We start from the raw sequence: 17,899 nt of genomic DNA on the forward strand, positions 1-17,899 counted from the left end.
AATGAGGTTTCTCTTGATTGGTATAACCAGAACAACAGGTTAGATAATGAGTAACGAATTTATTTACGGTATCCATGCCGTTAAAGCGGTATTGGAACGTGAGCCAGAGCGTTTTATCGAAGCGTACGTACTAAAAGGACGCCAGGATGATCGCCTGATGCCAATCTTGAATGACTTACAAGTATGTGGCGTCTCTATTCAGCAAATGACACGCAAAACTCTGGATGACAAAGCGCATGGTGCAAATCACCAGGGCATCATCGCCCGCGTGAAACCAGCAAAACAGCTGAATGAAAATGACATTGATGCGATTCTGGCGCAGCATGAATCCCCACTGTTATTAGTGCTTGATGGCGTAACTGATCCCCATAACCTTGGTGCCTGTCTGCGTAACGCGGATGCGGCAGGAGTGGCCGCGATTATCGTACCAAAGGATCGTTCAGCAGCCATGAACGCAACAGTAAGTAAGGTCGCATGTGGTGCTGCCGAAGTGGTGCCATTAATTCGTGTGACCAACCTTGCGCGCACCATGCGCTCGTTGCAAGAGCAAGGCATCTGGTTTGTTGGTACCGCAGGAGAAGCGACACACGATATTTACCAGGCGAAACTGACTGGCCCACTGGCTATCGTCATGGGTGCAGAAGGTGACGGGATGCGTCGCTTAACTCGAGAGACGTGTGATGACTTGATTAAAATCCCAATGGCAGGTAGCGTATCAAGTCTGAATGTATCGGTAGCGTCGGGCATCTGCTTATTTGAAGCGGTTCGTCAGCGATTGGCATCAAAATAATAGCCTTGTAACCAATTACTTAATTAAAAGGTCAGCAATAATGACCGACACTCAGGATGGGCAACCATCCTTTGTTATTTTTATGTGTAGGGAAGTTATGACTCAACAATCTATAAAATTCATCGCCTTTGATCTGGACGGCACATTGCTTGATAGCGTACCAGATTTGGCCATTGCTGCTGACCAAGCCGTTCAGGCATTAGGTTACCCTTCGGTTTCAGTAGAACAAGTCCGTGACTATGTGGGAAATGGCGCAGATGTGCTCATTGGTCGCTCGTTAAGTCAAAGTCTGACCATCAATCCTGAGCTGAGTGACGAGCTGCGTGCCGAGGCTCGAGAGCTGTTTGATGATTTCTACGAACAAAGTGGTCATAAGCTGAGCCATCTTTATCCAACCGTAAAAGAGACTCTGGCAGAGTTACACCAAGCGGGCTTTACCCTTGCTGTTGTTACGAACAAACCGTCTAAGTTTGTACCGCATATCCTGGAACAACACGGCATTGCACAATACTTTGTGGATGTATTGGGCGGCGATGCGTTCCCAGAGAAAAAACCAAACCCAGTAGCACTTAACTGGTTAATGGAAAAACATCAGGTGCAACCGGGTGAAATGATTATGGTCGGGGATTCGAAAAACGATATCCTTGCGGCGAAGAACGCTGGCTGTACATCATTTGGTTTAACTTATGGTTACAACCACGGCGAGCCTATTTCGGCATCAAATCCGGACTTTGTCGCTGACAAATTGTCGGAATTATTGGAAGTTGTCGCCGTTTCTGCATAAGGGTGACAAAAAATCTTCCAAAATACTTGTTAATGAGTACACTGAGCTAACCGTGCATCAAAAACTGCACGGTTTTCATTTAATTAGATTAAGAAGTCAAAGGAATCATTCTAATGAGCAAACCCATTGTATTGAGTGGTGTTCAACCGTCAGGTGAACTAAGTATCGGTAACTACTTGGGTGCTCTACGTCAATGGCACCAGATGCAAGACGATTATGATTGCCAATACTGTGTGGTAGACCTTCATGCGATTACGGTTCGTCAGGATCCAAAAGCGCTGCATGAAGCGACTCTGGATGCACTGGCGATTTGTCTGGCAGTGGGTGTTGACCCGAAGAAGAGCACGCTATTTGTTCAGTCACACGTCCCAGAGCATGCTCAGCTTGGTTGGCTTCTTAACTGTTACACCCAAATGGGTGAACTGAGCCGTATGACTCAGTTTAAAGACAAATCAGCACGCTACGCGAACGACGTAAACGTTGGTCTGTTTGATTACCCAGTGCTGATGGCTGCCGATATCCTGCTTTACGGTGCACATCAGGTGCCTGTAGGTAGCGACCAGAAGCAACACCTTGAGCTGGCTCGTGATATCGCTACGCGATTCAACAACATCTACTCGCCAGAGAGTCCAATCTTCACGGTTCCTGAGCCATACATCCCAACGGTTAACGCGCGCGTAATGAGCCTTCAGGATGCGACTAAGAAGATGTCGAAGTCTGATGATAACCGTAAGAACGTGATCACGCTGCTTGAAGATCCTAAATCGATCATTAAGAAAATCAACAAGGCGCAAACGGATACGGAAACGCCGCCGAGTATCCGTTATGATTTTGATAACAAAGCGGGCATCGCGAACCTAATGGGCCTTTACTCGGCAGCAACAGGCATGAGCTTTGAAGAAATTGAAGCGAAGTACAAAGGCGTAGAAATGTACGGCCCATTTAAGAAAGATGTCGGTGAAGCGGTTGTTGCTATGCTAGAGCCAATTCAAGAAGAGTATCACCGTATCCGTGCGGACCGTACTTACATGAACGAAGTGATGAAGCAAGGCGCAGAAAAAGCGTCGGCTCGCGCAGCAGAAACGCTGAAGAAAGCTTACGAAGTCGTCGGTTTTGTTACCCGACCTTATTAATCGCAATAAACACTAAGGTTTTTAAAAAGCTCCATACCGATGGAGCTTTTTTTATTTCAAAGATATCAAAATTTCTATTTGGTATGCCATATTGGATGGCTCGCTAACATGTATTTAAATTTCAAACTGAGTAATGAATCTGACTTTTGCTGTAAAGTTTCTTAATGCTATGTATTGATTACGAAAATTGTTTTAATACGCGGCTGTGGCATATTTATCTGTTTTCATATGTGATTTATTTCTCTATTTTCATTTTCCTTTCTTATTTGTTTCATAAATAAACCTGATATTAAACGCAAAAGGTTGGCTCTAATTAGGGCTTAGTTGGAATTCAAATAACTTTCAGGAACGAAAATGGACACGTTAATCAAACCCTCACTCCTTGCATTGACCATCGCCAGTGCTCTTAGCGGCAATGCCAACGCAGAAATTATCATTTCTCAGTACGTCGAAGGCGGCTCTTATAATAAAGCGGTAGAAATCGCGAATACTGGTGATACTGCCGTTACACTCACTGGCTTTGAACTGGCAAAATCGTTGAATGGAGATGGCGCTTGGGGCAGTAAAATTGACCTAAGTGGCGTGACGTTACAAGCAAACCAAGTTTATGTGCTTGCTCACGGTGACGCGAGTGCAGCGATACAAGCTGTTGCTGATATTACTGATAAAAACGTGGCCAACTTTAATGGGGATGATCCGTTAGCTCTACTCAAAGATGGTCAAGTGCATGATATCGTAGGTGTAATGGGCGATGTGTCTTTCGGCCAAGATACGACTCTCGTACGCAATAGTGACGCACTAGTGCCGTCTGCGACTTTTCAATCGGATCAGTGGACTGTTCTGGCTAAAGACAATATTGAAGGACTGGGAGAGTTAAATGCTGCTGAGCCTCCAGAACCATTTGCTTGTGAAGTTGATGGAAATGCCCCTGTTTTCACATCTATCCAAGAGATCCAGGGTGAAGGAGCCTCTTCTCCATTCATTAATGGCTACCCTTACATCACTACCGAAGATTATTTTGTTACCGGTGTCGTCAGTGCCGTAACCACTGGTTTGACGAAAGGTTTCTATCTGCAAGCGCTTGAGAATGATGGTAATGACAACACCTCAGAAGGTCTGTTTATTCATACTGACACTGCGGATAGTGAGCTGAAACCTGGTGATGTTGTTTGTGTTAAAGGTAAAGTTCAGGAGTACTACAGTAATACCCAGTTATCTTCCGATGCGGCGAGTTACGTCAAAACGGGTACATCAGACATCCCTGTTGTTACTGTATTAAATATTAAAGACGGGGAGACGCTGCGCGATGCTCTTGAACGTCATGAAGGGATGCAAGTGGTGCTTCAATCTGCTAGTGAACTTTTCGTTACCCGCAACTTCTCCTATGACTATGACGCCAGACGCAACAATATGATGTTGTCCTACCAAGCGCCACTCTTTAAGCCAACTCAACTTCATGCTGCAGAAAGTGATGCAGCCGTTGCTTTGGCAAAAGACAATACTAACAATCGTGTGTACTTAGAATCAGACAGCAAAGCGCCCGACGGTCAGATCCCTTACTATCCGACTTTTGGTGAAGATAGTGATCAGGACGGTTCATCCGAGCAGCACATTCGTTTGGGTTCTCGTATTGAAGGGCTGCAAGGTGTTGTTAACTACAGTTACAACGAGTATCGCTTGATCGCGACGAACGAAGTTGATAGCCACAATTTTGTCACTTCTGGTGACGGCTTTGATGTTACACGTAAAGCAGCCCCTGCTATCGCCGACTCTGATTTGCGTGTCGCAAGTTTTAATGTCCTGAACTATTTCACTTCGGCTGCAGATAGCGGCAATGACAATCCAACGGGTCAAAACCGTGGAGCCACAAACTACGACGAGTTCTTAATTCAGCAAGCCAAAATCGTAGCAGCCATGAACACAATGGATGCCGATATCATTGGACTGATGGAAATAGAGAACAACGGTTTTGGTGAGGGCAGTGCGATACAGAACTTAGTCGACGCACTGAACGCCGACATTGCGGATGCAGACGATCACTACACTTACGTGGAAATCGCTGATCAGGATAAATATCAAGAGGAATTCTTCGGTAGCGATGCGATTATGGTCGCGCTCTTATACCGTGCCAAATCCGTTACGCCAAAAGAAGCTGCGAAAGTCATCATGACGCCAGAGCAACATGTTGCCGAGAATTCCATCACCCGCAATGACGGAGCAGAAGGCAACCCGGCGTATGACCAATACCAACGTCACAGCTTACTGCAAACCTTTACGGTTCAGGCAACCGGCGAAGATCTTTCAGTGGTCGTGAATCACTTCAAGTCGAAAGGTTCGGAATGTATTGAAGAATGGATAGCAGGAGTGGAAGGTTCGGAGCCGGAAGACTTGCAAGGGAACTGTAATAACTTCCGAGTTTCTGCTGCACAGGTTGTGGGTGAGACACTGAAAGACATTGATGGTGATGTCCTAGTCCTTGGGGACCTGAATGCCTACGGCAAGGAAGATCCTCTTCTGACTCTGACAGATTACTCAAAAGAGAAATATGGACGCGATATCTACACTGCGGCGTATACGACAATTGGTGGTGGCGATCTTCAGGTTGAGAAGACTCAAATTCAGCAAGGGTATGGTTTGCATAACCTCAATACACTGCTGCATGGCAACGATACCTTCTCGTACACTTACTCTGGTGAATTAGGTAACTTAGACCACGCTTTAGCGAGCAGTAGTCTGGCACAAAAAGTGGTGGCGATTGAAGATTGGCACATCAACTCACTGGAAAGTAACTTATTCGAATACAGCAGTCAGTACACGGGCGATATGCCGAAGTACAACGATGCGTTCTCGGCGTCCGACCATGATCCAGTCATCATTGCGATTGACTATCCCGATTCCGATCTGAAATTACCCAAAGCGGGCGGGAAATTAACCCTAGCTATGCGTTTGCCGCCAAATGCGCTAGCGGGAGATGTTGCTACGATTAGCTTTACGTCTGCAAAGAAAGCCGCCGCGAATCCGAAGGCGCGAAATTACGGCGCGAGCGCAACATTAACTCAAGGTGACATTGATGCGCGCAGCGTAACGCTGGAGTTTAATAAGAAACCAGCGCCTGGTACGTATCAGTTGCAAGAGCAAATCACTGACGCTGCGGATAATACGATGAAGTTCAGTTCACAGCATCAAGTCAGCCTTAAACCATCATCTGGCAATAAACCTTCAAAAATCGCCAATGCTGGTTAGCCTGGCTTAGGAGCTCTGTTTGCGATGCTTGGATTAGGCTCTCAACGTCACCAAGATTAATCGCTTTTATTGCCCGCAACTCAGCCACTCTGGTGGCTGTGTCGACCAAAGGCCAGCCGATGCTGGCCTTTTTTATTGCGCAAAAGCTTGCCTTTCTTGCTTGGTGTTGCAAAATACCGCCCTCAATTATCACAAATGTGTGGTTGAGACAGTATTGCCAAACGGATTGGGAGCAACCGACACCTTATGTTGTTGATCATTGATAACTACGACTCTTTTACTTACAACCTTTATCAGTATTTTTGCGAGCTTGGCGCAGAAGTAAAGGTAGTGCGCAATGATGAAATTGATATTCAAGGTATTGAGGCGCTTAATCCAACTCATTTAGTGATTTCTCCCGGGCCTTGTACGCCAAACGAAGCGGGCATCTCGTTACAGGCAATTCAACATTTTGCCGGTAAGTTGCCAATCCTGGGTGTTTGTTTGGGTCATCAAGCCATCGCACAGGCATTCGGTGGAACCGTCGTACGCGCGCGACAGGTGATGCACGGTAAAACATCGCCAATTCGCCACAATGGTCACAGTGTGTTTAAAAATCTCAATAATCCCCTCACTGTAACCCGTTATCACTCGCTTGTAGTCAAGAATGACACGTTACCAGATGTGTTTGAATTGACCGCCTGGACAGAGCTACCGGATGGCACCATGGATGAGATTATGGGCTATCAACATAAAACGCTGCCTATTGACGCGGTACAGTTTCATCCAGAATCTATCAAAACAGAACAGGGTCATGAGCTGCTGGCAAACTTTCTTGCGCGTAAAATGATCTGATCGCGATCACTTTTCTTAACAAATAATTCATCTTTTCGTCGGGGATAGTGAACTGCAAAACTATGCGCTTCACTACTCTGATCCTGTTTATTCACGCCCGTTTTTTTCTTTTGTCCCTTGTATTAGCAGGGTTTGATAAAAAAAACCTTCTCTATTCTTGTTTCTTCGTGCATAAATAATCACAGGTAGTGACTATTGGTAGTTTTACGTCAATGTAAAAAGAATAAATCACTATTGAAATGGTTAATTGAATGTAAATACAATGCCGCAATAGCTTAAATGCAAAACTTTATTTGCTGGTAAAGAGAACCGATTAAGTTCGCTTATCTGCTAGGCATGCGGTATTAGGAAGGAATGTGCGATGACAACGGAAATTAAAGTAGAGCGCGGTTTATTCGATGAGGTAATGGTGCCTTGTTATAACCCGATGGAAATGATCCCTGTGAAAGGTAAAGGTTCACGTATTTGGGATCAGGAAGGTAATGAATACATCGACTTTGCTGGTGGTATTGCGGTGAGCTGTCTGGGTCATTGTCACCCTGCGATGGTAGAAGCGTTAACTGAGCAAGGTAACAAGCTTTGGCACCTAAGTAACGTAATGACTAACGAGCCTGCTCTTCGTCTGGCTAAAACGCTGACAGAATTGAGCTTTGCTGAGCGCGTTTTCTTCGCTAACTCTGGCGCAGAAGCGAACGAAGCGGCACTAAAACTGGCTCGTCGCTACGCTGCTGATGTACATGGTCCAGAAAAATCAGAAATTATCGCATTTAAACAGGGTTTCCACGGTCGTACGTTCTTTACCGTAACCGTTGGCGGTCAGGAAGCTTACTCTGATGGTTTTGGTCCTAAGCCAGGTGATGTAACACACCTACCATACAACGACATTGAAGCACTTCAGGCGCACATTTCAGACCGCACATGTGCAGTGATGATGGAGCCACTACAAGGTGAAGGCGGTATCGTGCCTCCAACTCCAGAATTTGCTCAGGCCGTTCGTGAGCTTTGTGACAAGCACAATGCACTGTTGATTTTTGATGAAGTACAAACGGGTAACGGTCGTACAGGTCACTTCTACGCATACCAAGGTCTTGGTATTACTCCAGATATTCTAAGCACGGCTAAATCACTTGGTGGTGGTTTCCCTATCGGCGCAATGCTAACGACAGCGAAACTGGCTGAACACTTTAAAGTGGGTACACACGGTTCTACTTACGGCGGCAACCCACTGGCTTGTGCGGTCGCAGAAGCAGTAGTCAACGAAGTCACTAAACCTGAAGTTCTGGCGGGTGTTTTAGAGCGTGAAGCGATGTTCCGTGAAGGTCTGGAAAAGATTAACGCGAAATACAACATCTTCTCAGAAGTTCGTGGTAAAGGCCTACTGCTAGGTGCTGCGCTAAACGAAGCATGGCAAGGTCGCGCACGTGATGTACTCGTCGCTGCTGGTAAAGAAGGTCTTCTAGTACTGATTGCTGGTGCTAACGTAGTCCGTTTCACACCATCACTGGTTATTACAAAAGAAGAAATTGAAGAAGGTTTGGCGAAACTGGATAAAGCTATCGCGACTTTAGTGTAAGCGGTACAACAAATAAAACGCCAACGTATTAACCCCCGTCAAGGATCTCTGACGGGGGGAATTTTCCTAAAATATAATCAATATAGTTAGGATTTTCTTGCATCTGGAGGGAGTATTGATGCTAGTAGTTCGCCCTATCGCGATGTCAGATTATGACGCTCTGCACACTTGTGCGGTTGAGTCTGGTCACGGATTTACATCTCTACCGGTTAACGAAGAACTGTTAACCAATCGAATCAAACACTCAGAGTACAGCTTTGGTAAGCATGACGTAACTGCACCTGGTGACGAAGGTTACCTGATGGTGGGTTTTGACTCTGAAACGGATGAAGTAGCAGGCACCACCGGGATCGAAGCATCTATCGGTTGGGATGTGCCTTTCTATTCTTACCACATCAGCAAAGTTGTGCATTCATCGCCAAAATTAGGCGTAAACAATGTTGTTAAGCTGCTGACCTTTGGTAACAACTACACGGGTAACAGTGAAATCTGTACTCTTTTCTTGCGTGAGAAGTTTCGCCACGGCCTGAATGGTCGTCTGATGTCAAAATGTCGTTTCTTAATGATGGCAGAACATCCCGAGCGCTTCTCTCAGACCATTTTTGCCGAGATGCGTGGTGTTTCTGATGCCAACGGTAATTCTCCATTCTGGCAATGGCTGCAAGAGCACTTCTTCTCGATTGATTTCACTCTGGCGGATTATCTGACTGGTATTGGCAAGAAAGGCTTCATCGCTGACTTAATGCCGAAGCTGCCAATCTACATCAACTTACTTAGCCCAGAAGCACAGGCTGTCATCGGCCAGGTTCATGACAAAACTCGTCCAGCATTGAAGTTACTAGAGCGGGAAGGCTTTACCAACCGTGGTTACGTAGACATTTTTGATGCAGGTCCAACGGTTGAGTGTGACATACGTAATATCGAATCGGTGCGTCATTCATTCCGCGCTCGCGTAAAAATCGCATCTCACAACAGCACACAAGATTTCTTGATGTGTAACTCATCGTTCGAAAACTTCCGTGCCGCAGCGGCAAAAGCGGCGTATGACGCAGAGAGCAAGAGTGTCGTACTTGCGCCAGAACTCGCGGATGCACTATTGGTTGAGGAAGGGGACTTCGTTCGCCTTCTACCGCAGTAATAGAAGACAGACTTTAAGGATAGTAACAATGACACATTGGATTGCAGGTGAGTGGGTACAAGGTCAGGGTGAAGAGTTCACCTCTCTGTCTCCGTACAACCAAGAAGTGATTTGGCGAGGTAAGGGTGCGACTGCTGAACAGGTTAACCAAGCGGTAGCCGCGGCTCGAGCTGCTTTTGTAGAGTGGAAAAATCGTCCATTCGCAGAACGTGAAGCGATCGTGCTTGCTTTTGCAGAAAAAGTAAAAGAAAACAGCGAAAAGATTGCTGAAGTGATCGCTAAAGAAACGGGTAAGCCTATTTGGGAAACTCGCACTGAAGCGGCTGCAATGGCGGGTAAAATTGCCATTTCGATTCGTGCTTACCATGAACGCACGGGTGAAGCGACTCGTGAAGCAGCAGGTAACCAGATAGTCCTGCGCCATCGTCCACTTGGTGTAATGGCAGTATTCGGCCCTTATAACTTCCCGGGTCACCTTCCAAATGGTCACATCGTTCCTGCAATTTTGGCGGGTAACACCGTGGTATTTAAGCCATCAGAACAAACACCATGGACGGGTGAGGTGGCGATGAAGCTGTGGGAAGAAGCTGGTTTGCCTAAAGGCGTGATTAACCTGGTTCAAGGTGCCAAAGAGACAGGCATTGCTCTGGCTGATGCGAAAGGTATCGATGGCGTACTGTTCACTGGTAGTGCAAACACTGGTCATATTCTACATCGCCAATTCGCGGGTCAACCTGGCAAGATGCTGGCGCTGGAAATGGGTGGCAACAACCCAATGGTTATCTCTGAGGACTACGGCGATTTAGATGCAACGGTCTACACCATCATTCAATCAGCATTCATCAGTGCAGGCCAGCGTTGTACTTGTGCTCGTCGCCTGTACGTGCCATTTGGTGAGAAAGGCGATGCGCTAATTACTAGATTGGTTGAAGCGACCAATAATATCCGCGTTGATCAGCCGTTCGCTGAACCAGCGCCGTTTATGGGGCCGCAAATTTCTGTGGCAGCGGCGAAGTTCATCCTTGATGCTCAAGCAAACCTACAGTCATTAGGTGGAGAGAGTCTGGTTTTAGCCAAAGCAGGTGAAGCGGCATTTGTTTCTCCGGGCATTATCGATGTCACCAATATTGCTGAGCTACCTGATGAAGAGTACTTCGGTCCGCTACTGCAGGTAGTGCGTTACGAAGGCTTGGAAAAGGCAGTAGAACTGGCTAATGACACTCGCTTTGGTCTATCAGCTGGTTTGGTTTCAACCGATGACCAAGAATGGGAATACTTCGTTGACCACATTCGAGCTGGCATTGTAAACCGCAATCGTCAATTGACAGGTGCAAGTGGTGACGCGCCATTTGGTGGTCCTGGTGCATCAGGCAACCTTCGCCCAAGCGCATTTTACGCCGCGGATTACTGTGCTTACCCAATGGCATCAATGGAAGGTAGCGCGACTGAACTACCAGCGACATTGAGCCCTGGTGTCACGCTTTAAGTTTCAATAATAGGGCCACGGCGATGAACTGTGGCCAGGCCTGCTGACGCATCATTAAAGTATGGAGTCTTAATGGGGTTAGCAGGCGAAAAATGATAAAGAGTGTGCGACTGACTGACATTCCATCACTGGTTAGGCTGCTCGTTCTGCCGTTAAGGCCGTGAAGGAGCCGCCAACACTCTTACCCTACCTCTCGTAACAAGGAGCCGTTATGACCCCTGATGTGTTATTTGAATCACTATGGCAAGACTACATTCAACGTCTATGTCCTTCTGCTGCTAAAGTTCATCAGCTTCTTCAGGAAGATGAGCTGTTAATCAACGATCATATTGCTCTGCGTACATTCAATGTTGAGCCTCTTGGCATCGAGACGCTGGCTAAGCCGTTCTTAGCGATCGGCTACAAGGCGTGTGGTGATTATGTGTTTGAAAGCAAGAAACTCGTTGCTAAGCACTACGAGCACCCAGATCCAAAACAGCCAAAAGTCTTTATCAGTGAGCTCAAAGTTGAAGAGTGTTCACCGGAGCTTCAAGCGATTGTTGCGAAGCTGGTGGCACAAGTCGATGCAGATAAACTAGCAGATAGTGCATTTTTGCATGGCGGTCGCTTGTGGGATCTAAGTTTTGCTGATTATCAGGCTCTGGCGAAAGAGAGTGAATACGCGTCCTGGCTAGCGGCTCATGGTTACGGCGCCAACCACTTTACGGTCAGTGTGAATCAGTTAAACCAGCACGATGAAGTCAAAGAAGTGAATGATCACCTACGCCAGGCTGGATTTGTGATTAACGAATCAGGTGGAGAAGTTAAGGGCTCGCCAGAGGTTTTGCTTGAGCAGTCTTCCACCATGGCGGATAAAGTGCCGGTTAACTTTACCGAGGGCTCAGAGATTATTCCTGGTGGCTTCTACGAGTTTGCTAAACGTTACCCAATGGCTAATGGTGAACTTTATCCGGGATTCGTTGCAGCTTCTGCAGATAAAATCTTTGAGAGCACCAACAGTTAGCATTTCGGCTAACAACATGTTTTTCCATACCTAAAGAAAAAGCCACCAATGTTGTCATTGGTGGCTTTCATTTCTTGATTTACGTTACTCTTATCAGAGATTAACGAGTACCGTAAACGACGATAGTTTTACCGTGCGCAGAGATTAGGTTCTGCTCTTCTAGCATCTTCAAGATACGACCTACAGTCTCACGAGAACAGCCAACGATTTGACCGATTTCTTGACGAGTGATCTTGATTTGCATGCCATCTGGGTGAGTCATCGCGTCTGGTTGTTTTGCAAGGTTCAGAAGCGTCTGAGCGATACGACCAGTTACGTCTAGGAACGCTAGGTCACCCACTTTTTGGCTAGTTACTTGAAGGCGACGAGCCATCTGCGCAGAAAGACGCATTAGGATGTCCGGGTTTACTTGGATAAGCTGACGGAATTTCTTGAAAGAAATCTCAGCCACTTCGCAAGGAGATTTAGCTCGAACCCAAGCTGTACGCTCTTGGTCTTCCTCGAATAGACCAAGTTCACCAATAAAGTCACCTTGGTTTAGGTAAGAAAGGATCATTTCCTTACCTTCTTCGTCTTTGATAAGAACCGCAACAGAACCTTTAACGATGTAGTACAAAGTTTCCGCTTTTTCGCCCGCGTGAATTAGCGTGCTCTTTGATGGGTACTTATGAATATGACAGTGTGAAAGAAACCACTCTAATGTTGGGTCGGTTTGAGGTTTACCTAGAACCATAATATCTCACTTCCTCTGCAGGGTACGCTTGCGCTATCCATATTTTAGCTAAGCCTGAATCAGGTTTACTAGAATAAGAGCACTTTTTATATGCTGCAAGCTATCTTGTGTTTCGGTAAGAAATAGTATCCTTTTTCTAGGATGATTTCTTGATTTTAATCGTGCCATGGTTGCTATTTTGTACGCAAAACTGTGCACATGATCACGGTATGAAAAGTAAACACTACGAAAGCGAGATTTTTAGCCAATTTTTCCTGTTTCTATCAGTTGTTGTAGGATAGGCCTAACGATCAGCTCCATCGCAAAGCTCATCTTTCCGCCAGGTACAACGATTGTATTGTGGCGCGACATAAACGAACCATCAATCAGGGCCAGAAGATATGGGAAATCGACATTCTTGATACCACGAAGTCGGATCACCACAAAGCTCTCATCCAAACTTGGAATGCCTTTCGCGTTGAGCGGGTTTGAGGTGTCCACTGTTGGTACACGCTGAAAGTTAATATGAGTACGTGAAAATTGTGGAGTGATGAAGTTCAGGTAGTCATCCATTGAGCGAACAATGGAGTCCATGACGGCCTCGCGTGAGTGGCCACGGTCACGCGTATCGCGCACGAACTTTTGGATCCACTCAAGGTTTACGATCGGTACCATGCCAATCAGAAAATCGACGTGCTGCGACACATTCACGTTGCCATCGACAACGCCACCATGTAAGCCTTCATAGAAAAGTACATCACTGTTCTCTGGCAAATCCTGCCAAGGAGTGAAAGTCCCTGGCATTTGATTGTATGGGACCGCTTCATCAAATGTGTGCAGGTAGCGACGTATGCTACCCGTTCCGTTTTCGCCATACTGCTGGAAAAACTTTTCCAGGCCGGGAAAGTCATTGGCTTGTGGACCAAAGTAACTGATGTGTCTGCCTTGCTCACGCGCTTTGCGAATTTCGATATCCATTTCCGGGCGAGTAAAGCGATGGAAGCTGTCACCTTCAACCCATGCCGGTTTGACGTTCATCATATTGAACATCTTGCGGAAGGCTTCAGATGTAGTAGTTGTACCGGCACCAGATGAGCCGGTAACCGCAATAATTGGGTGTTTAGCTGACATGACAAACCTTGTCGAAAGTTGTTCCTTTAAGGTGCAGCAGGTGCCTACTGCACAATTGATAACCCACTATAGCACGTAACAACTGCTTGTCATCGACTGGGGTACGGTAAAATGTGAGGGCGTTAGGAAAAGGTATTAATACTTTGCTTTTCTTTGAATATCTACAGTTTCATGCAGTTCAGAATACACAATGACAGCTTCACCTTTTTCTAATTGTGACTTTACCTGATCGATCTTATCTTGCAGGGATACTTCTACCGTGCCGTAATCCGTTCCTTCACGAAGAACGAATTCACGAATCAGATTTTCCAGCGTATCCGGCGGAATGTCTTTCCAGGGAATGATCATAAATACCTCGAAATTTTATGATGGGGTTGCAGTTTACTGTGTCTTACGTTTTGAAACAGCAGAAAGGTGGCCGGCAGCGATGCACTGGTAGTAGGAAGGTAGTGCTTCTTCCAGCCAGAACTTTGGCTTTAATGCTGAGCCAGAGATAAAACCAACATGACCGCCATGTTCGTACAAGCGATAGTCGATGTTGTCTGGCAGGACGAATTTTGGAATGACCTCGTCGGTCATAAAGGGATCGTCCTTGGCATGAATAATCAGGGTCGGCAGTTTGATCTGCTGCAATTTGCTCAAGCCAGAGCATTGGGTGTAGTAGTCGTGAGCATCTTTAAATCCGTGCAGCGGCGCAGTGATCAAATCGTCAAACTCTTGCAAGCGCGTCACGCGTTTGATCGAGTTGTAAGAGAGCGCCAGTTCGCCATGCAGAAGTTTGTGCTTTTGTAAGGCGTTGCGTTTGAGTGAAGAAAGTAAATAACGTCGATATACCTTGGAAAAACCTTGTTCAATCCGGTTAGCACAGGCGGCTAGATCGAGTGGTGCGGACACTATGGTTGCCGCTTTCAATATAGGATCTTCGCGGTATTGCGCCAGATAATTCGCCAGCATATTGCCGCCAAGGGAAATACCAACCGCGATTTTGGGGTTATGTGGAAAACGTTGCTCAAGATGCTCCAGGAAATAACGCGCATCCGTGACTTCTCCGGAATGATATGCTCGGGCCTTTTTGTTTGGCTTACCACTACAGCCTCGAAAGTGCATCATCACAGAGAGCCAGCCTGAATGCGCAAAGGCATTCATTAACCCATTGGCATAAGGACTGTAGAAGCAGCCTTCTAAGCCGTGAAACAGGATGAAAATTGGTTTGCGTTGAGCGGGTTCTTTGTTTGGGTCTTCACTCCAGGCGAGATCGAGAAAGTCACCATCCTCAGTATCCAGTGTCTGCCAGACAGGAGTAAACAGCGCTTTTTTACGAATAAAGCGTGGGAGAAGGGTCTGAATATGCGGGTTTTTCATCCCTGCGGCTGCAAAAAATTGTGTCATACCTTACTGCTCTTGCACGTTCCCCATCATCTTTTGGAGAACTTATTAATATAATCCTTTACAAGTAGTATAGGTATTTTACAGATTTATGGATGTTTTGGCGGATGAATGTTTGGTACCGGGATGGCAAAAGCGTGTTGCAAGTGCTCACCACCAAGCTGGCGACAATATCTGAGCGTGAGTGGATCGCCTTCATTGGCTATCAGGGAGAGGGAGTTAATACAGTCCACCAGATCGGATTGCTGTTGCTTCTCAAGTTGCAGTTCAAACTGCAAAGTTTCTCGATATAAAGCATCGTTTACCTGTGACTTGAGGTGACGTCGCAGTTCGCGAAAAGAGTGCAGTAACGTTTCACTGCGGCCAATACAGCTCTGTACCAGATGCCAGTCTTTTTCTTGGAAAATGAGCTGCTGCTCGTCAAGCCAACGGAGCAGCAGTAGCAGATTCACGTTGCCGTGATAATTGTTTTGCAATGATAAACACGCTTCTTTTACTTCTCGCACGCCATAAAACTGCAGACTGAATTGCCACAGGTGTTCTAAGGTTAGAGTGTATTCCGCGTGTTTATCTGTCATTGGTTAAACTCGAGCTCCATCTGCTCCAGTTCTTCTTGAGCAGACATCCATTCCATTTCTACCTCTTCAAGCTCCGACTTGCTCGATGCCTGAAGTGCCAACACTTCATTTAGTTTAGCTTTATTTTCGGCTTCATAAAGTGAGTTATCCGCCAATTGTTCTTCAGCTTTTGCTAGTGCTACGCCTAACTTATCCATTTTATTTTCTAATTGTGTCAGCGTTTTGCGAATTGGTGCGGTTTGCTTACGGAATTCTGCTTCGCGACGTTTCTGCTCTTTTTTTGCAGCAGCGCTGTTGGCTGAATCTTTGGCAGGTTGTGCCGCTTGCGCTTCTTTACGCTCTGCTTTTTGCTGCTCAGTAAGCCATTTGTAGTAATCAACTAAGTCACCATCGAATGGAGCAACTTGGCGATCATGGACAAGGTACAAGTCATCGGTTGTGGCACGCAGCAGGTAGCGGTCGTGCGAGACAATCACCATCGCGCCTTCGAAAGTCTGCAGTGCCATGGTCAGCGCTTGACGCATATCCAAGTCAAGATGGTTGGTAGGCTCATCGAGTAGCAATAGGTTTGGTTTTTGCCAAACAATTAATGCCAAGACCAAACGTGCTTTTTCGCCGCCTGAGAACGGGGCCACTTTTTCTAGTGCTTTATCGCCTTGGAAACCGAAGCTACCTAAGTAGTCACGCAGTTGTTGTTCGGTTTGATCTGGGGCGATTTGCATCATGTGCTGCAGTGGAGTTTCTTCAGGATGCAGAGTTTCTAGTTGATGCTGAGCAAAGTAACCAATCTTCACCCCTTGTGAGTAGGTCAGATCGCCACCTTGCGCTTTCAGTTCTCCGGAAAGCAATTTGATTAGGGTTGATTTACCCGCGCCGTTGCGGCCCAGAAGACCAATTCGGCTACCCGGAACGAGGTTAAGGCGAATTTTTTCCAGAATTAAATTGTCGCCGTAACCCGCAGAGACGTCATCCATCATCATGATTGGGTTTGGCAGTGCTGCTGGTTGACGGAACTCAAAACTGAATGGGTTATCAAACTGTGCAGGTAACACTTTCTCCATTCGTTCCAGTGCTTTAATTCGGCTTTGTGCCTGACGAGCTTTGGAAGCTTTATAGCGGAAGCGGTCGATGTAGCTTTGCATATGCGACATCTGTTTCTGCTGCTTTTGGTACATCGCTTGTTGCAGAATCATTTTCTGCGCACGCTGGTTCTCGAACGATGAATAGTTACCTGTGTATTCGTTTAATTGCTGGTTCTCGATGTGAATGATGCGTCCAACGATTGGGTCGAGGAAATCACGGTCGTGCGAGATCAGGACAAGCGTGCCTGGGTAGTTCTGTAACCAGCGTTCTAACCACATGACCGCATCTAAATCCAGGTGGTTGGTCGGTTCATCGAGCAATAGTAAATCAGAGCGACAAAGCAGCGCTTGAGCCAGATTGAGGCGCATACGCCAGCCACCAGAAAACTGAGTCAGACTCCAGCTCATCTGATCCTGACTGAACCCTAAGCCATCAAGTAGCTCAGCAGCGCGAGCACGGATACTGTAACCACCAATGGTTTCAATCTTACCGTGGATTTCAGCAACCAGTGTGCCGTTGTCTTTTTCTTCGGCTACTGCGAGCTGTTTTTCAAGATCACGAAATTCACGATCGCCATCAATGACATATTCTAATGCGCTGCGTTCCAGAGCAGGTGTTTCCTGTGCCACCCACGCCAGTTCCCAGTGTTGTGGTTGGCTAAATGAGCCAGCATCAATGGACAGTTCATCTTTCATCAAGGCAAACAGGGTAGATTTACCACAGCCATTTTTGCCGACTAAGCCTACTTTGTCACCCGGGTGGATAGTTGCAGAAGCTTGTTCTAAAAGAGGTTTACCGCCACGCAGTAACTGAATATCAGAGAAGGTAATCATAAAGTTGTCATTCACTTTGCGCAGTGCGCGTTGCTTGGTCACATAGCGAAGTGACCTCAACCTATTTTTTGAAGCCACTTGGGTATATATCTAGCGGTGAATAGTAGGGGTATTGGCGTTAAAAGTCGATCTCTGACCGTGAATTGCATTATGCTGTACAAAAAAGTATAACAATTTGATAACGGATAATAT

The 17,899-nt window shown here is 46.4% G+C and carries 15 protein-coding genes; 9 read left to right on the forward strand and 6 right to left on the reverse strand.

Features of this window, described 5'->3' with window-relative positions; translation table 11 throughout:
- Positions 1-46: 46 nt before the first annotated feature.
- The 9 genes from rlmB to ACWYU8_RS21245 all read left to right on the forward strand — a co-directional run bounded on the left by rlmB (position 47) and on the right by ACWYU8_RS21245 (position 11,984).
- On the forward strand, positions 47-790 hold the full coding sequence (gene rlmB / locus ACWYU8_RS21205) for a 23S rRNA (guanosine(2251)-2'-O)-methyltransferase RlmB (protein WP_457521721.1): 744 nt from the start codon (positions 47-49) through the stop codon (positions 788-790).
- A 97-nt stretch (positions 791-887) separates the two neighbouring features.
- Positions 888-1,574, forward strand: coding sequence for a phosphoglycolate phosphatase (locus ACWYU8_RS21210; protein ID WP_457521722.1), 687 nt, complete (start codon positions 888-890; stop codon positions 1,572-1,574).
- A gap of 113 nt (positions 1,575-1,687) precedes the next feature.
- Positions 1,688-2,707 carry a tryptophan--tRNA ligase gene (gene trpS / locus ACWYU8_RS21215; RefSeq protein ID WP_457521723.1) on the forward strand — a complete coding sequence of 340 codons (1,020 nt, stop codon included), beginning with the start codon at positions 1,688-1,690 and terminating at the stop codon, positions 2,705-2,707.
- Between the two features lie 354 nt (positions 2,708-3,061).
- Positions 3,062-5,950, forward strand: coding sequence for an ExeM/NucH family extracellular endonuclease (locus ACWYU8_RS21220; protein ID WP_457521724.1), 2,889 nt, complete (start codon positions 3,062-3,064; stop codon positions 5,948-5,950).
- 246 nt (positions 5,951-6,196) lie between these two features.
- Positions 6,197-6,784: an aminodeoxychorismate/anthranilate synthase component II gene (locus tag ACWYU8_RS21225; protein WP_457521725.1), complete on the forward strand. Its 588-nt coding sequence runs from the start codon at positions 6,197-6,199 to the stop codon at positions 6,782-6,784.
- Between the two features lie 361 nt (positions 6,785-7,145).
- Entirely contained in the window at positions 7,146-8,357 is a 1,212-nt protein-coding gene (locus ACWYU8_RS21230; RefSeq protein WP_457521726.1) for an aspartate aminotransferase family protein, read from the forward strand.
- Positions 8,358-8,475: 118 nt separating this feature from the next.
- Positions 8,476-9,495 (forward strand): arginine N-succinyltransferase, encoded by a 1,020-nt coding sequence (astA, locus tag ACWYU8_RS21235; protein ID WP_457521727.1) that lies wholly within the window; start codon positions 8,476-8,478, stop codon positions 9,493-9,495.
- A gap of 28 nt (positions 9,496-9,523) precedes the next feature.
- Positions 9,524-10,981, forward strand: coding sequence for a succinylglutamate-semialdehyde dehydrogenase (astD, locus tag ACWYU8_RS21240; protein WP_457521728.1), 1,458 nt, complete (start codon positions 9,524-9,526; stop codon positions 10,979-10,981).
- Between the two features lie 211 nt (positions 10,982-11,192).
- Positions 11,193-11,984, forward strand: coding sequence for a 2-oxoadipate dioxygenase/decarboxylase family protein (locus ACWYU8_RS21245; RefSeq protein WP_457521729.1), 792 nt, complete (start codon positions 11,193-11,195; stop codon positions 11,982-11,984).
- 100 nt (positions 11,985-12,084) lie between these two features.
- Here the strand turns inward: ACWYU8_RS21245 and crp are convergent, their stop codons facing one another.
- From crp to ACWYU8_RS21275, 6 genes are all read right to left on the reverse strand, one after another.
- The gene (crp, locus tag ACWYU8_RS21250; RefSeq protein ID WP_005381432.1) at positions 12,085-12,717 is read right to left on the reverse strand and encodes a cAMP-activated global transcriptional regulator CRP; all 633 of its coding nucleotides are present in this window, start codon (positions 12,715-12,717) and stop codon (positions 12,085-12,087) included.
- 240 nt (positions 12,718-12,957) lie between these two features.
- Positions 12,958-13,827 carry a phosphoribulokinase gene (locus tag ACWYU8_RS21255; RefSeq protein WP_457521730.1) on the reverse strand — a complete coding sequence of 290 codons (870 nt, stop codon included), beginning with the start codon at positions 13,825-13,827 and terminating at the stop codon, positions 12,958-12,960.
- 135 nt (positions 13,828-13,962) lie between these two features.
- On the reverse strand, positions 13,963-14,175 hold the full coding sequence (locus ACWYU8_RS21260; protein WP_457521731.1) for a YheU family protein: 213 nt from the start codon (positions 14,173-14,175) through the stop codon (positions 13,963-13,965).
- A 33-nt stretch (positions 14,176-14,208) separates the two neighbouring features.
- Entirely contained in the window at positions 14,209-15,216 is a 1,008-nt protein-coding gene (locus ACWYU8_RS21265) for a hydrolase (protein WP_457521732.1), read from the reverse strand.
- A gap of 86 nt (positions 15,217-15,302) precedes the next feature.
- On the reverse strand, positions 15,303-15,791 hold the full coding sequence (locus tag ACWYU8_RS21270) for a TIGR02444 family protein (RefSeq protein WP_457521733.1): 489 nt from the start codon (positions 15,789-15,791) through the stop codon (positions 15,303-15,305).
- Complete coding sequence (locus ACWYU8_RS21275) at positions 15,788-17,707, reverse strand: ABC transporter ATP-binding protein (RefSeq protein WP_457521744.1); 1,920 nt, start codon at positions 17,705-17,707, stop codon at positions 15,788-15,790. The genes ACWYU8_RS21270 and ACWYU8_RS21275 overlap by 4 nt, the downstream gene beginning before the upstream one ends.
- Positions 17,708-17,899: the final 192 nt, after the last annotated feature.

It is taken from the genome of Vibrio limimangrovi, assembly GCF_054064025.1.

Coding starts and splice junctions, on each gene's coding strand:
- rlmB (WP_457521721.1), top strand. CDS start 47: ATGAGTAACGAATTTATTTACGGTATCCATGCCGTTAAAGCGGTATTG.
- ACWYU8_RS21210 (WP_457521722.1), top strand. CDS start 888: ATGACTCAACAATCTATAAAATTCATCGCCTTTGATCTGGACGGCACA.
- trpS (WP_457521723.1), top strand. CDS start 1,688: ATGAGCAAACCCATTGTATTGAGTGGTGTTCAACCGTCAGGTGAACTA.
- ACWYU8_RS21220 (WP_457521724.1), top strand. CDS start 3,062: ATGGACACGTTAATCAAACCCTCACTCCTTGCATTGACCATCGCCAGT.
- ACWYU8_RS21225 (WP_457521725.1), top strand. CDS start 6,197: ATGTTGTTGATCATTGATAACTACGACTCTTTTACTTACAACCTTTAT.
- ACWYU8_RS21230 (WP_457521726.1), top strand. CDS start 7,146: ATGACAACGGAAATTAAAGTAGAGCGCGGTTTATTCGATGAGGTAATG.
- astA (WP_457521727.1), top strand. CDS start 8,476: ATGCTAGTAGTTCGCCCTATCGCGATGTCAGATTATGACGCTCTGCAC.
- astD (WP_457521728.1), top strand. CDS start 9,524: ATGACACATTGGATTGCAGGTGAGTGGGTACAAGGTCAGGGTGAAGAG.
- ACWYU8_RS21245 (WP_457521729.1), top strand. CDS start 11,193: ATGACCCCTGATGTGTTATTTGAATCACTATGGCAAGACTACATTCAA.
- crp (WP_005381432.1), bottom strand. CDS start 12,717: ATGGTTCTAGGTAAACCTCAAACCGACCCAACATTAGAGTGGTTTCTT.
- ACWYU8_RS21255 (WP_457521730.1), bottom strand. CDS start 13,827: ATGTCAGCTAAACACCCAATTATTGCGGTTACCGGCTCATCTGGTGCC.
- ACWYU8_RS21260 (WP_457521731.1), bottom strand. CDS start 14,175: ATGATCATTCCCTGGAAAGACATTCCGCCGGATACGCTGGAAAATCTG.
- ACWYU8_RS21265 (WP_457521732.1), bottom strand. CDS start 15,216: ATGACACAATTTTTTGCAGCCGCAGGGATGAAAAACCCGCATATTCAG.
- ACWYU8_RS21270 (WP_457521733.1), bottom strand. CDS start 15,791: ATGACAGATAAACACGCGGAATACACTCTAACCTTAGAACACCTGTGG.
- ACWYU8_RS21275 (WP_457521744.1), bottom strand. CDS start 17,707: ATGATTACCTTCTCTGATATTCAGTTACTGCGTGGCGGTAAACCTCTT.